Below are 13926 nucleotides of genomic sequence, written 5' to 3'. Positions count from 1 at the left end.
TCAGTAGCGCGCCGCCACGAAATACAGCCCGTCCGGCGGACAGGTCGGCCCGGCCTTGGCACGGTCGCGGGCATCCAGCGCGCGGCGGACGTCGTTGGGGCTCCATTTGCCGGCGCCGACCAGTTCCAGCGTGCCCACCATGTTGCGGACCTGATGATGCAGGAAGGAGCGCGCGGCGGCATGGACACGGATTTCCTCGCCCTGCCGCTCGACGTCGAGCCGGTCGAGCGTCTTCACCGGCGATTTGGCCTGGCACAGCGAGGCGCGGAAGCTGGAGAAATCATGCTGGCCGACCAGGACCTGCGCCGCCGCGTGCATCGCCCCGGCATCGAGCGGACGGGTGACGTGCCAGGCCCGGCCGGACTCGAGCGCCAGCGGCGCCCGGCGGTTGACGATGCGGTAGACATAGGCGCGGCCGGTCGAGGTCAGCCGGGCGTGGAAGTCGTCCGCCACCGCCTCCACCTCAAGCACCGCGATGGGGGCCGGCTTCAGATGGAAGTTCAGGGCATCGCGCAGCTTCAGCCCGGTGAAGGGCTTCTCCAGGTCGAAATGGCAGACCTGCCCCAGCGCATGCACGCCGGCATCCGTCCGGCCCGAGCCGTGGACGCGCACGGTCTCGCCCGACAGGCGCTGCACCGCCTCCTCCAGGCTCTGCTGCACCGAGGGGCCGTTGTCCTGCCGCTGCCAGCCGACGAAGGGACGACCGTCATACTCGACGGTCAGTTTCCAGCGCTGCACGGCGGTCAGTCCGCGACGGCTTCGGCGGAGACCGGCTGCCCAAGGCCAAGAGCGAAGCCGCGCAGGAAGGCGGCGCCGTCCACCGGCGCTTTGCCCGGCCGCTGCACCCTGGTCAGCCGCACCGCCCCGTCGGCGCAGGCCACCGTGAGCCGGTCATCCAGCAGCGTGCCGGCGGAACCGGCCATGTCCGGCGCCGGCTCTGCCGCCAGCACCTTGATGCGCTCGCCATTCGCAGCATCGAACCAGCAGCCGGGCCAGGGGGTCAGGGCGCGGACCTGCCGCTCGACGTAAGCGGCGGACTGGCTCCAGTCGAGCCGGCCATCCTCGCGCGTCAGCTTGGCGGCGTAGGTGACGCCCTCTTCCGGCTGCGGCACGGCCTTGAGCGTGCCGGATGCCAGCCCCTCCAGCGCCGGGACGATCATGCGGGCGCCCAGCGCCGCCAGGTCGTCATGCAGGCTGCTGGCGGTGGTGGCGGGGGTGATGGCGACCGCCTCGCGGGACAGCATGGCGCCGGTGTCGAGCCCGATGTCCATCTGCATGATGGTGATCCCGGTCTCGGCATCGCCGGCCAGGATGGAGCGCTGGATCGGCGCCGCCCCGCGCCAGCGCGGCAGCAGCGAGCCATGTACGTTGACGCAGCCCAGCCTTGGGGCGTCGAGGACCGGCTGCGGCAGGATCAGGCCATAGGCGGCGACAACCGCGGCATCGGCGTCGAGGCCGGCGAACTCCGCCTGGGCCTCCGCATTGCGCAGGCTCTTGGGCGTGCGCACGGGGATGCCATGCTCCTCGGCGAAGCGGTGGACGGGGGATTTCTGCACCTGCTGGCCGCGGCCGGCCGGGCGCGGCGGCTGGCTGTAGACGCAGACGACCCGATGCCCCGCATCGATCAGCGCGGCAAGGCTGGGCACGGCGAAATCCGGCGTGCCCATGAAGACGAGACTGAGCGGGGTCATCGGGTCAGGCCGTCGCCTTCTGGAGCTTCTGCACCTTCTTCAGCAGGATGCCGCGCTTCAGCGTCGACAGATAGTCGACGAACAGCACGCCGTTCAGATGGTCGATCTCGTGCTGCAGGCAGGTGGCGAGCATGCCGTCGGCCTCCAGCTCCTGCGGCTGGTTGCGTTCGTCGAGATAGCGGACGCGGATTCGTTCCGGACGCGTCACCTCGGCATATTGCTCGGGCACCGACAGGCAGCCCTCCTCGCACACCGCCTTCTCGTCCGACGACCAGACGATCTCCGGATTGGCGAGGCGGATCGGGTTGGGCGGCTCGCCCTTCTCGTGGACGTCGACCACGATGACGCGGTCGAGCACCCCGACCTGCGGGGCGGCCAGACCGATGCCGTTGGCGTCGTACATGGTCTCCACCATGTCGTCCATCAGCTTGGCGACGCGCGCATCCACTTCGGCGACGGGTTGCGCCTTGCGCTTCAGGACCGGATGCGGGGCGACGAGGATCGGAAGACGGGCCATGGGTGCTCGACGATGCTGAGAGGGACAGTTCAAACGGACAAATTAGGTGGACCAAGTGTTTTGGTCAAGGAATCGGCCGCCCCGGCGAACGGCGAATGGAACATTTGAAACCGGATGAAACAGGAATCCATGCCTGTTCCATGTTCCATCCGCCGGGCCGGGCAGCGGGACACCCTGGCGTCGCCCTGGTGCCGGACCGGCGGAAACGGCCTGATGGGATGGAAATGCATGCGAATCCTCCCAGGCGGCGAATGAACGTCCCATTCCGCCCCCATCCTGCCACGGATGTCCGGCAACGATAAGGACAGGCGGAAAATCCTCTTATCCGCCGGAGCGGCGGCACCTCGCCAAGCAGGGTTGCGCCGGGCGCCGCTTGGGCGTAGGTCGATGCCCAATCATGCCCGATGCCATGCCCGACACCGCCCCGCCGCCACCGCCCCAGTCGCCGGCCAAGCCCCGCTGGACCCAGGACGCAGCCCTTGCCCTGGTGTTCCTGACGCGCCTGCCGCTTCCTGCCATCGCCCCCCTGAGCGGCTCCCTGAACGGCCCCCTGGCCGAGGGTGCCGCGGCACGGGCGATGGGGTGGTTCCCGCTGGTCGGTGCGCTGGTCGGGCTGGCCGGCGGCGCCGCCCTCGCGCTGGCCGCCGCGCTGAACCTGCCGCCGCTGGCCGGGGCGCTGCTGGCGCTGGCGGCGACGGTGCGGCTGACCGGCGGGCTGCACGAGGACGGGGCGGCAGACGTCGCCGACGGCTTCGGCGGCGGGCGCGACACAGCCCGCAAGCTGGAGATCATGCGCGACAGCCGGGTCGGCAGCTATGGCGTGCTGGCCCTGGTCTTTTCGGTGGCGATCCGCGCCGCGGCCCTGGCGGCGCTGCCGGTGCCGGTGGCGGTCGCGGCGCTGGTGGCGGCCGGAGCGCTGTCGCGCTGCGCGCTGACGGCGCTGGCACTGGCACTGCCGCCGGCGCGGCGCGACGGGCTGGGGGCGGCCCAGGGACGGCCGGCAGCCTCGACGGTCCTGCTGGCGCTCATCCTCGGCCTCGCGGTGGCGGGGGCGGCGCTGTGGGGGATCGCCCGGCTGGGCGCGGATGCGGTCGCGCTTCCCCTGGCCGCGGTTTTCCTGGCATCCCTGACGGCAGTCTGGGCGATGGCGGCCCTGGCCCGGCGGCAGATCGGCGGGCAGACCGGCGACGTGTTCGGCGCCGCCCAGCAATTGGCCGAGGCGGCGGTCCTGCTGACGCTCGCCGCCCTGGCCGGAGGCGCCCGATGACCGCGCTGAGCGTCACCCCCCTGACCGTCACCCGCTGGTGGCTGATCCGCCATGCGCCGGTCCACAATCCCGGCAACGTCATCTGCGGGGCGAGCGACCGCGAGGCCGACACCGCCGACCGCGCCGCAGCGGCGGCGCTGGCGGCCTCCCTGCCCGCCGATGCGCTGTGGCTGACCAGCCCGCTCCGCCGCAGCCGGCAGACCGCACAGGCGCTGTGGCAGCGGGCGCCGCGCCTGGCCGGCACCGCGGTGGTGGAACCGGCGCTGACCGAGCAGGATTTCGGCGACTGGGAGGGCATCAGCCACGACACCGCCGCGACGCGCGATGCGGAGGCCGCCGCCCGCTTCTGGCGCAACCCGGCCCGCCACGCCCCGCCGGGCGGCGAGAGCTTCGCCACGGTGATGGAGCGGACGGCGGACGCGCTGCGGCGGCTGACCGCGCTGCATGCGGGACGCGACGTGGTCGCGGTCATCCATGCCGGCACCATCCGCGGCGCGCTGGCCACGGCGCTGGATCTGACGCCGGAAGCGGCGCTGCGGCTGCGGATCGATCCGTGGTCGCTGACCCGGCTCGATCACTATGGCGCCGGCGCAGGCGACGATGTGGAAACCGGGGCCGGCTCCTGGTCGGTCGGGGGAGTGAATGCGAGGCACGGAACCTTTTGACCCCGGCCGGCGTTCTCCAATCTCACTTGGGTTACCGAGCGAGAGGCAGACCATGGTCCGCAGCACAACCGCCGACACCACCGGTTCTACCACCGGCTCCCCCACCGGCTCCCAGACACCCCACGGCCACAGCCGGGACGACGTCGAAAAACTCTGGAGCCTGATCAAGGGGGTCCACGTCGCGATGATGACGACGCTGGACGACAACGGCCGTCTGAACTCCCGCCCGATGGCGACCCTGTCGCATGCCGGGTTCGAGGACGGCACCCTGTGGTTCTTCACCCGCGCCGATTCCGGAAAAGTGTCGGAGATCGACCGCCACTGGCGCGTCAACCTCGCCTACGCCGCCCCGGACAAGCAGGATTACGTGTCGGTCTCCGGCATCGCCGAGGTGGTGCGCGACCGCGACAAGATCCGCTTCCTGTGGCGGGACATCATGTCGACCTGGTTCCCCAACGGCCCGGACGATCCCGAGGTCGCCCTGCTGAAGGTGTCGGTCGATCAGGCCGAATATTGGGACAGCCCGTCGAGCGCCATGGTCTACGCCTATGGCTATGTGAAGGCGAAGCTGACCGGCGAGTCGCCCGATCCCGGCGACCATGCGAAGATCGCCTTCCAGTAAGGACAAGCCCGCTGAACAGAGCGGCTTGAACGGAAACGCCCTCCCCCGCCGGCCGCAAGGCCGGCGGGGGAGGGCGTTTCCTTATCACAGGGCCGGAGTCGGCGGTTGCCCGCCTCTCCTTACCAGCTCTTGGCGCGGGCCTGGGCCGGCTTGCCGCTGCCGTGGGCATCGCGGCGGGCATGGTCCGGACGGGCGTCGCCACGATGGTTGTCGTTGCGGGCATAGTCCGGACGCGGGCCGCGCGGGCCGCCCGGGGCCTTGGCCTCGCCATTGCGGTGCCAGGGCTTGCCGCTGCCGTTGGCGCCGGCACCAGCGCCATAGCCGCCGGAACGGCCGTTGCGGCCGGCCGGACGGCCGCTGCCGCCGCCACTGGTGAAGGGACGCGTCGGCTCCAGGCCGGGCACGACGTGGATCGCCAGCGTCGCCTTCGTGTAGCGCTCGATCCGGACCAGCGTCTCGCGGTCGGCACGGGCGGCGAAGGAAATGGCGATGCCCGAGGCGCCGGCCCGGCCGGTGCGGCCAATGCGGTGGACATAGTCCTCCGCCGAACGCGGCAGGTCGAAGTTGATGACGTGGGTGATGTCGCGCACGTCGATGCCGCGCGCGGCGACGTCGGTCGCCACCAGCAGGCGGACCTGGCCCGAGCGCAGGCGCTGGAGCGTGCGGTTGCGCTTGGTCTGGTCCATGTCGCCATGCAGGGCGGCGGCGGAATGGCCGGCGGCGCTCAGTTCCTCGGCCAGCGTGTCGGCGTCACGCTTGGTGGCGGCGAAGATGATGGCCTTGCCGACTTCTTCCTGGCCGGCGAAGTGCATCAGCAGGCGGCGCTTGTGGTCGAGGTCGTCGGCATGGTGCAGACGCTGTTCCACGTTGATCGCGGTCGCCTGGCTCTCGACGGCGACGCGCTCCGGGTTGCGCAGCAGGTTGCCGGCCAGCTGCGCCATGCGGCGGTCCAGCGTGGCGGTGAACAGCATGGTCTGGCGCGTCGGCGGGCAGCATTTGGCGATGGTCTCGACATCGTCGAGGAAGCCCATGTCCAGCATGCGGTCGGCCTCGTCGAGAATCAGCACCTCGACATCATCCAGCGCGATGCGGCGGCGGGAGACATGGTCCAGCAGACGGCCGGGGGTGGCGACCAGCACATCGACCGGACGCGACAGCAGACGCAGCTGCTCGCGGTAGGGCATGCCGCCGACCACGTCCACGATGTTCAGCTTCATGAACTTCGCGTATTTGCGGGCGGCGTCGGTGACCTGCTTGGCCAGTTCGCGCGTCGGGGCAAGCACCAGCACGCGGGGCGTGGCGGCGCCGTTCAGCGGCATCTCGGCGGTGCGGGTCAGGGCCGGCAGCATGAAGGCCGCGGTCTTGCCGGTGCCGGTCTCGGCGGTGGCGAGGATGTCGCGGCCCTGGAGCGCCGGCGGAATGGCGGCGAGCTGGACCGGGGTCGGGGTGGTGTATTCGAACGCCTCGAGGGCCTTCAGGACGAGCGGGTGCAGACCGAGTTCGGAAAACGTCAAGGCGTAAAAACCTTCTCAAAGCAGGACGGCACGGCCCCGCGCGCCCCGATGGCGGGCGTGGGACATACCGGCGGACTCGCCGGGAGGAGGTCGATAGAGGGAGAGGCGTCTATCCGATGCAGCGGCCAACGCGCCCCCCTAACACTCGAGGGCGTCCACCGTTGCGCAATCACAGCGCGTCTCGCTCAAGAGACGCGCGAGCCTCCAGCGATCAAGACGCCCTAGATATGCTATCGCGCCGCACAAGACAAGACCCATCGCGGACCGAGCCCCGCGTGGATCACTTGACGACCATGCGTTCGATGTAGATGTCGCGGATCAGCCCGGTCCCGGCTTCGCGGTTGACCGCCTCCTTGATGCGCGCCTTCAGGAAATCGGCGGAGCCTTCCCCGGTCAGCTTTTCCGTCCCCGTCTGGCTGACGGTCTGGAACAGCCGGTCGGCGATGCGGTCCTGGTAGCGCAGGACGCGGTCGGCCTCGACCCCCGGCGCCAGCACCAGCGACGCCTGCATCTCCACCGCGCGCTGGCCGCCCAGCGGGACCTCCAGCGCCGGCAGCGTCGCCAGACGGACTTTCGGTCCCATCCGCGCCTCGATCCGCCGCTGTTCCAGGATGCCGTCGAGCGCGGCGAGGCCGCCATAGGCAAGCCCGGCCAGGGTCATCAGCGCCAGCAGAACGATGACCACGATACGGGTCGGATGGGCGGCTTTCGAATCGGCGGCAGGATGCGGCGCCGGTTCGTCCACCAGCGGGCCGGCCCCATAGGTGCCGGGCGGCGGGGTCGGATAGGGCCGGCCGTGCAGGGAGCGGTCCGTGGCCATCGAGCGGTCTCCTCCGGGCGGCGCGCGGGCATGTCGGAGTATGGCGCTTCGGCGGTTAAGATAAGGTGGAGGCAGACGGCGCCCGCGCACCAGTCTACCGCACGCAATCGTCCAGCCCGTCGCGCCGCACCACCGCCATGCGGCGTTCGATCACCCCGGCGCGGCGGGCGACATAGGCGCCGGGGCGCGACGGCGACCAGTTGCGCGGGCTGGGCAGCACCACCGCCAGCAGCGCCGCCTCGCGTCTCGTCAGGGAGGCCGCGGATTTGTTGAAATGGTGCCGCGCCGCCGCCTCGGCGCCATAGACGCCGTCGTCCCATTCGACGATGTTCAGATAGACCTCCAGGATGCGGCGCTTGGTCCACAGCGTTTCGATCAGCAGGGTGAACCAGGCCTCCGCCCCCTTGCGGGTCCAGCTGCGGTCGGGCCAGAGGAAGGCGTTCTTGGCTGTCTGCTGGCTGATGGTGCTGCCGCCGCGCAGGCGCCGGCCCGCCTCGTTCTCCTCGAAGGCGCCCTCGATGGCGGCCCAGTCGAAGCCGCCATGGCCGCAGAATCCGGTGTCCTCCGACGCGATCACCGCCTCGGCCAGGGCGGGGGAGATGCGCTCCAGCGGCTCCCAGTCGCTCGTCAGTCCAGAGCCGCCCAGCGCGCGGATCAGCATCAGCGGCGTGGCCGGCGGCGGCACGATCCGGTAGAGCGCCGCCCACAGGATGCTGGCGGCCACCAGCCCAGCCGCCCCGATCAGCGCCCAGCGCAGCAGTTTCCGCATCAAGTCCCGTCCCCGCCTGTTCCCCGCGCGACACCCCTCAATGGGGGTGAAGCGGCGGCACGTCAACAAGCGGCACTCGCTTTGCGGCGGCCGGCCGCCATATAGTGCCGGCGATGGACATGACCGCCGATCCCACGCCGATCCACCGCCTCGACGACGCGCCCGCCATGGTGGCCGGCGCGCGCCGCGTCGTGTCGCTGACGCTGGACGGCGAGGTCGAGGAGCTGTCGCTGGCCGCCGCCGCGTCGCAGGTGCGCCGCCGGCCGGCGCTGGTCTGCCATGCCCGCGCCTTCGCCCGCCGGCTGGGAATCGACGGCTTCGCCGCCTTCGACGTGCTGGAGCTGTTCGCCTTCGTCCATCCCGCCCGCTTCTGCGTCCCCACCCCGCGCGGCATGGCAGAGGCGCTCGACCTGCCCATCCCCGACGGGCACGAGGCCGAGGCGCTGGCCCTGCAACGCGCGGTGCGCCGGCTGCTGGGCGATCTCGGCGCGCCCGCCACCCCCGGCGGGCGGGAGGAGGCGTCCGACCCCGTCGCCTTCGCCTGGGAGATGGGGCGGGCCGGCTGGCTGTGGGGTCCGGCGGTGCTGGCCGCGCTCGGCAAGCCCGACGGGCCGGAGAAGGGCGCCGCCCGCTCGGGCCTGCGCGTCTGGACCCGCATCAAGGAGTGGGAGGAGGGCGCGCCGCCGCCGCCGCCCGCCCAGAATCCGGTCGATCCCGACGAGGCGCGCCGCCGGCTCGCCGTCATGCTGTCGGCCAGCGTGCCGGGCAAGATGGCGGAGCCGCGGCCACAGCAGGCCGACTATTCCAGCGCGGTGTCCGCCGCCTTCGCCCCGCGCCAGTTGCCCGACACCCCGAACGTCGTGCTGGCGGAGGCGGGGACCGGCGTCGGCAAGACGCTGGGTTATCTGGCGCCGGCCACGGTGTGGGCGGAGAAGAATGGCGGGACGGTGTGGATCTCCACCTACACCCGCAACCTCCAGCACCAGATCGACGCCGAGCTGGACCGGCTCTATCCCGATCCGGCGACCAAGACCCGCAAGGTGGTGCTGCGCAAGGGCCGCGAGAACTACCTGTGCCTGCTGAACCTGGAGGAGGCGGTGCGCGCCATGCCCTTCCAGCCGCACAACGCGGTGGGCGTCGGGCTGATGGCGCGCTGGGCGGCGGCGACGCGCGACGGCGACATGACCGGCGGCGACTTTCCCGGCTGGCTGGTCGACATCGCCGGGCGCGGGCCGACGCTGGGGCTGGCCGACCGCCGCGGCGAATGCATCTACTCCGCCTGCGACCATTACGCCCGCTGCTATATAGAGAAAAGCGTGAGGCGCGCGCGCCGCGCCGACATCGTCATCGCCAACCACGCGCTGGTGATGGTGCAGGCGGCGCTCGGCGGCGGCGAGGAACCGACGCTGCCCAGCCGCTACGTGTTCGACGAGGGCCACCATGTCTTCGACGCCGCCGACAGCGCCTTCGCCGGCCACCTGACCTGCCGCGAGACGCAGGAGCTGCGGCGCTGGCTGCTGGGGGCGGAGGAGACCGGGCGCAGCCGCGCCCGCGGCCTGAAGCGCCGGCTGGAGGACATCGTCGCCGGCGACGAGGAGGCCTTGCGCCATCTCGACGACATCCTGATCGGCGCCCGCGTGCTGCCGGCCGACGGCTGGTCGGCGCGGCTGGCCGCCGACAACCCGCAGGGGCCGACCGAGCGCTTCCTGCTGCTGGCGCGCCGGCAGGTCTACGCCCGCACCGCCGGCCAGGGCGGCCCCTACAGCCTGGAGGCAGACAAGGCCTATCCGGTCGACGGGTTGCTGGATGCGGCGGCGGAGCTGGAACAGGCGCTGGTCCGCCTGTCGGAGCCGGTGGAGGCGCTGTCCCGCCGGCTGGCCCAGCGGCTGGAAGACGAATCGGCCGAACTCGATTCCGACCAGCGCCGCCGCATCGACGCGCTGTCGCGCAGCCTGCACCGCCGCGGCACCCTGACGGTGGAGGCGTGGCGCGCCATGCTGCGCACCCTGCCGACCGAGACGCCCTCGCAGTTCGTCGACTGGTTCGCGGTGGAGCGGATCGACGGGCGCGACGTCGATGTCGGGCTGTACCGCCACTGGGTCGACCCGACCGTTCCCTTCGCCGAGGCGCTGGCCGGGCCGGCGCACGGCATGGTGGTGACCAGCGCGACGCTGACCGACGGCACCGGCGATGTCGGCCAGGACTGGCGCGCGGCGGAGGACCGCTGCGGCGCCAGCCACCTGCCGGCCCCGGCGATCCGGGCGCAGGTGCCCTCCCCCTTCGACTACCCGAACCGCACCCGCGTCTTCGTGGTCAACGACGTGCGCAAGGACGATCTAGGCCAGGTGGCGGCGGCCTACAAGTCGCTGTTCCTGGCGGCGGGGGGCGGCGGGCTCGGGCTGTTCACCGCGATCAGCCGGCTGCGCGCGGTGCGCGACCGCATCGCCGAGCCGCTCGACGGCATGGGCATCCCGCTCTACGCCCAGCATGTCGACCCGCTCGACGTGTCGACGCTGATCGACATCTTCCGCGGCGACGAGCATGCCTGCCTGCTCGGCACCGACGCGGTGCGCGACGGGGTGGATGTGCCGGGCCGGAGCTTGCGCCTGATCGTGTTCGACCGTGTGCCCTGGCCGCGCCCCGACATCCTGCACCGGGCGCGGCGCGACGCCTTCGGACGCCGCCGCTACGAGGACATGATCACCCGGCTGCGCCTGAAGCAGGCCTTCGGCCGGCTGGTCCGCCGCGCCGACGACACCGGCGTCTTCGTCCTGCTCGACCCGATGATGCCGAGCCGGCTGGCCGGCGCCTTCCCCGAGGGCGTGGAGATGCGGCGCGTCGGGCTGAAACAGGCGGTCGAGGAAACAGCGGAGTTCCTGCGGGGATGGTGAGGGCGGCGGCCCGTCCGTGAACCCGGGCCGCTACCGTCTCAATCCCGGGAGGACGCCTTACGCCGTTCCTTTTACGCCGCCTTGATGGCGCTGAGGAAATGCTCGACGTCGCGCCGCATGCTTTCGGCCTGTTCCGCCAGGCTGCCGGCTGCGCCGAGAACCTGGTTGGCCGCGGCACCGGTCTCGCCGGTGGCGAGGGTGACGCCGGATACGGTGGACGACACCTGCCGGGTGCCGACAGCGGCCTGCTGGACGTTCCGCGAGATCTCGGCGGTCGCGGCCCCCTGCTCCTCGATGGCGGCGGCGATCGAGGTCGAGATGTCGTTGATCGAGGAGATGGTGCCGCTGATTCCCTCGATGGCCTTCACCGCGCCCCCGGTGGCTTCCTGGATCTCGGCGATCTGGGCGGCGATCTCGTCGGTGGCCTTGGCCGTCTGGTTGGCCAGGCTCTTCACCTCGCTGGCGACGACAGCGAAGCCCTTGCCGGCCTCTCCGGCGCGGGCCGCCTCGATGGTGGCGTTCAGGGCCAGAAGGTTGGTCTGTCCGGCGATGTTGGTGATGAGCTGCACCACGGCGCCGATCCGCTGGGCGGCATCGGCAAGACCGCGAACCGTCGTGTTGGTCCGGCCGGCTTCGGCCACCGCCTGCCCGGCGATCCCGGTCGAGCGCGTCACCAGAGTGCCGATCTCGCGGATGGAGGTCGACATCTCCTCCGCCGCGCTGGCGACGGTCTGCACATTGGCGTTGGTCTGTTCCGCCGCCGCCGATGCCGTGGTCGCCTGTTCCCGGGTTTCCATGGCCGTCCGCGACAGGGTCTGGGCGGTGCTGTCCAGTTCGGTGGCCGCCGCCGCGACGGTCCGCAAGGCATCGGCCGCCTGGGCCTCGAACCCGCGGATGAGACCGTCGATCGTCTCGGCCCGGCGCAGCTTCACCTCCTGCTCGGCCGCCTGGACGGCAGCAAGGCGATCGGCCTCGATCAGGCCCTCCTTGAAGACCTGGACGGTGCGGGCCATCTCGCCGATCTCGTCCCCTCGCTCGTCACCGGTCACGGCCACATTGTAATCCCGGCGGGACAGCCGCAGCATGACGCCGGTAAGGCCGATGATCGGTTGGGAAATCGACTTCACGGCGAGAAGCCCGCCCAGGATGCCGATCACGAGCGCGACCACGATGGCGGCGATCACCCCGCCGAACGCCGTCCGGTAGACCGCTTCGCCTTGCTCGCCGGCCGCCTGCGCCTGTGTCATGTTGTAGGTGGTAAGCTGCACCAGGGCCGCCTCCATTCTGGCCGCACCCTCGCGCGAGTCGGTCTGATACAGGAGACGCACCGTATCCGCCTGGTTCTTGCGGGAGAGATCGAGCAGTCTCTCATTGCTGAGCTTCAAATAATCCTTCAGGTGGTTGGAAAACTCGCCATACAGCGCCGTTTCCCGGCCGGGAGTGATGAGCTTTTCATAATTCGATTGCGCCTCTGTCAGCTTTTTCAGCGTATCGGATAGCCGGCGGTCGTCATTTTGCTTATCGGCCTGGGTCGTGCTCAGAATATGGCTGGCCTCGCGGGCCCGATAGGCCATGACGAGCGATCTCATCTCTCCAAGCGCGGAAACGGACGGCAACCAGTTCTCACGGATATCCTGCGCACGGTCGTTGAGAAGGGACACCTGCTTCAGCGAAAAGCCGCCCAACCCCATGATCAGAACGAGAATCGTGCCCACAAGGCACAAGATTTTCATTTTTATTGACATGTTTTTAACTGCATTCATCGCGAACCCTCCTGCATCTCGGGTGGCTGGGCGGCCCATGGCCGGCATGACCTGCAGGATTGCTATATATCTTATGGGTGTAGATATACACACTAAAACGTGTTTAGCATATATATGTCTGTTTTGGTTGCGCGGACGGGCCACAAGCAACAATAAGTGACGGAGAGATCAGAAATGAAACAAAGACACGCATGATCATGACAAAAAAGAAATGATTCGGCGTCCGTGACGTAGCGGCCAAATAACGAATTGAATGCACGCTTTTCGGATATATGAATCTCTTGCACCAAGCCTTGATTGAATGATTTTCTCGCACGGTGATCGCAAGGCGAGTTTGGCGACGGGACGAGTGTCAGGAGCAATGGAACAGCGTTCCATTGGCTCGCGTGAATGGACTTCCTCGTCAGGGCAGTGTCGCTTGATGAGCAGGATCGCGCTTCACCGAATGGGCATTGCCGACCCGACTCAAAGATATTTTCAACGACGCTGAGGCGGGCAACGCCTTCGACCGCATTACCAGCCATGCTGCCAAGCTAACCTGGCATATCCCTACCCTGTCATTGGCTAAAGACAGTTCGAAGAAAATGATATAATGACCACGGCAATAGTGCCGCGGTCCTGCGGAGAAATCTCCGCCCGCGTCCACACATGCCGAGGCCTTCTGCCACAGGTACCATGACATGCTCAATCCAGCGCCGAAAAAGCAATATTCCTTTATGAGTCTATTGCATCTCTCTCTCCGGCACGATCGAGATACTGTACGTAAAATTATGTGCTGTCAAATCGAAAAAATGTGTTGCAGCCGGACGGCGGACGCACTGCGGCAACGGTTCTGCGGCAAGTTCCCGGTTTGCCGGAATGCTTTGTCAGCTCACTGATAAAGCAGGAGTGCTGCGATGAACCGGCTTTCGGAAAGGTTGAAGCTGATAAGAATCCATCTGAAAGAGACGCAAAAATCGATGTCGAGGCGCTTCAATCTGGGGGAGAACACTTGGCAGACATATGAGCTGTACGGGAAGCCGCCCAAAGGAGAGACCTTGGCCGTTCTTGCCGAACTGGGTTTCGACATCAATTGGTTGCTGACCGGGCGCGGCGACGTGATGGTCACAGAGGAAAGAGCGCGGGCGAGTGTCCCGGCGATCGATGACCGCCTGATCTGCGAAGCGGTCGAATTCGTCGAGCAATGGTTGATTGCAAGCGGAAAGGAAGCCCATTTCAAGGCGCAGCTGAAGGGAAAGCTGGTGGTGGCCTTGTGCCGGCTGGCGGTGGAGGAGGCTGGAACCGGCCGCCCCGAACTGAATCCCGCCGCAGCGCGGCAACTGATATGGTTCGCATGCCAAACCAGCGCTTTGGACGGTTGAGCATGCACGTTTTTCAATGCGGCTCATAATGTGGCGAGGGCTATGC

The 13926-nt window shown here is 69.1% G+C and carries 12 protein-coding genes; 5 read left to right on the top strand and 7 right to left on the bottom strand.

Annotation, left to right across the window (positions count from 1 at the left end; all coding sequences use genetic code 11):
- From truA to def, 3 genes are read right to left on the bottom strand one after another with little or no spacing between them, the layout of a single operon-like run.
- Entirely contained in the window at positions 1–738 is a 738-nt protein-coding gene (gene truA / locus AL072_RS06945) for a tRNA pseudouridine(38-40) synthase TruA (RefSeq protein ID WP_045580947.1), read from the bottom strand.
- Between the two features lie 5 nt (positions 739–743).
- Complete coding sequence (gene fmt / locus AL072_RS06940) at positions 744–1691, bottom strand: methionyl-tRNA formyltransferase (RefSeq protein WP_045580948.1); 948 nt, start codon at positions 1689–1691, stop codon at positions 744–746.
- Positions 1692–1695: 4 nt separating this feature from the next.
- Complete coding sequence (gene def / locus AL072_RS06935; RefSeq protein WP_045580949.1) at positions 1696–2208, bottom strand: peptide deformylase; 513 nt, start codon at positions 2206–2208, stop codon at positions 1696–1698.
- Positions 2209–2605: 397 nt separating this feature from the next.
- On the opposite strand from def, the gene cobS reads away from it, so the two are divergent.
- The 3 genes from cobS to AL072_RS06920 are packed head-to-tail and all read left to right on the top strand — an operon-like array spanning position 2606 to position 4762.
- The gene (gene cobS, locus AL072_RS06930; RefSeq protein ID WP_052709916.1) at positions 2606–3475 is read left to right on the top strand and encodes an adenosylcobinamide-GDP ribazoletransferase; all 870 of its coding nucleotides are present in this window, start codon (positions 2606–2608) and stop codon (positions 3473–3475) included.
- Positions 3472–4140: a histidine phosphatase family protein gene (locus AL072_RS06925; protein ID WP_045580950.1), complete on the top strand. Its 669-nt coding sequence runs from the start codon at positions 3472–3474 to the stop codon at positions 4138–4140. Before cobS ends, AL072_RS06925 begins: the two co-directional genes overlap by 4 nt.
- 52 nt (positions 4141–4192) lie before the next feature.
- Positions 4193–4762: a pyridoxamine 5'-phosphate oxidase family protein gene (locus tag AL072_RS06920; protein WP_082108833.1), complete on the top strand. Its 570-nt coding sequence runs from the start codon at positions 4193–4195 to the stop codon at positions 4760–4762.
- Positions 4763–4881: 119 nt separating this feature from the next.
- Here the strand turns inward: AL072_RS06920 and AL072_RS06915 are convergent, their stop codons facing one another.
- The 3 genes from AL072_RS06915 to mtgA form a co-directional block, all read right to left on the bottom strand.
- Positions 4882–6276, bottom strand: a complete 1395-nt coding sequence (locus AL072_RS06915) for a DEAD/DEAH box helicase (protein ID WP_045580951.1) — start codon at positions 6274–6276, stop codon at positions 4882–4884.
- A 280-nt stretch (positions 6277–6556) separates the two neighbouring features.
- The gene (locus AL072_RS06910) at positions 6557–7096 is read right to left on the bottom strand and encodes a flagellar basal body-associated FliL family protein (RefSeq protein WP_045580952.1); all 540 of its coding nucleotides are present in this window, start codon (positions 7094–7096) and stop codon (positions 6557–6559) included.
- Between the two features lie 94 nt (positions 7097–7190).
- On the bottom strand, positions 7191–7865 hold the full coding sequence (gene mtgA / locus AL072_RS06905; protein ID WP_052709917.1) for a monofunctional biosynthetic peptidoglycan transglycosylase: 675 nt from the start codon (positions 7863–7865) through the stop codon (positions 7191–7193).
- A 113-nt stretch (positions 7866–7978) separates the two neighbouring features.
- Here mtgA and AL072_RS06900 point away from each other — a divergent pair, with 113 nt between their 5' ends.
- Positions 7979–10756 (top strand): ATP-dependent DNA helicase, encoded by a 2778-nt coding sequence (locus tag AL072_RS06900; RefSeq protein WP_082108834.1) that lies wholly within the window; start codon positions 7979–7981, stop codon positions 10754–10756.
- A gap of 71 nt (positions 10757–10827) precedes the next feature.
- Here AL072_RS06900 and AL072_RS06895 read toward each other — a convergent pair whose 3' ends face one another.
- Positions 10828–12447, bottom strand: coding sequence for a methyl-accepting chemotaxis protein (locus AL072_RS06895; RefSeq protein WP_342669600.1), 1620 nt, complete (start codon positions 12445–12447; stop codon positions 10828–10830).
- Between the two features lie 968 nt (positions 12448–13415).
- On the opposite strand from AL072_RS06895, the gene AL072_RS34865 reads away from it, so the two are divergent.
- Positions 13416–13880, top strand: a complete 465-nt coding sequence (locus AL072_RS34865) for a helix-turn-helix domain-containing protein (RefSeq protein ID WP_158511047.1) — start codon at positions 13416–13418, stop codon at positions 13878–13880.
- Positions 13881–13926: the final 46 nt, after the last annotated feature.

Origin of the sequence: Azospirillum thiophilum (assembly GCF_001305595.1) — a bacterium.
Classification (GTDB): domain Bacteria; phylum Pseudomonadota; class Alphaproteobacteria; order Azospirillales; family Azospirillaceae; genus Azospirillum; species Azospirillum thiophilum.
The sequence above is the reverse complement of the archived record's forward strand: the minus strand, read 5'-3'. Positions and strand labels throughout refer to the sequence as shown.

Bases quoted from the DNA above. Each gene is read 5' to 3' on its own strand.
- fmt (WP_045580948.1), bottom strand. From the start codon at position 1,691: ATGACCCCGCTCAGTCTCGTCTTCATGGGCACGCCGGATTTCGCCGTG.
- def (WP_045580949.1), bottom strand. From the start codon at position 2,208: ATGGCCCGTCTTCCGATCCTCGTCGCCCCGCATCCGGTCCTGAAGCGC.
- cobS (WP_052709916.1), top strand. From the start codon at position 2,606: ATGCCCGATGCCATGCCCGACACCGCCCCGCCGCCACCGCCCCAGTCG.
- AL072_RS06925 (WP_045580950.1), top strand. From the start codon at position 3,472: ATGACCGCGCTGAGCGTCACCCCCCTGACCGTCACCCGCTGGTGGCTG.
- AL072_RS06920 (WP_082108833.1), top strand. From the start codon at position 4,193: ATGGTCCGCAGCACAACCGCCGACACCACCGGTTCTACCACCGGCTCC.
- AL072_RS06910 (WP_045580952.1), bottom strand. From the start codon at position 7,096: ATGGCCACGGACCGCTCCCTGCACGGCCGGCCCTATCCGACCCCGCCG.
- mtgA (WP_052709917.1), bottom strand. From the start codon at position 7,865: ATGCGGAAACTGCTGCGCTGGGCGCTGATCGGGGCGGCTGGGCTGGTG.
- AL072_RS06900 (WP_082108834.1), top strand. From the start codon at position 7,979: ATGGACATGACCGCCGATCCCACGCCGATCCACCGCCTCGACGACGCG.
- AL072_RS06895 (WP_342669600.1), bottom strand. From the start codon at position 12,447: ATGGGGTTGGGCGGCTTTTCGCTGAAGCAGGTGTCCCTTCTCAACGAC.
- AL072_RS34865 (WP_158511047.1), top strand. From the start codon at position 13,416: ATGAACCGGCTTTCGGAAAGGTTGAAGCTGATAAGAATCCATCTGAAA.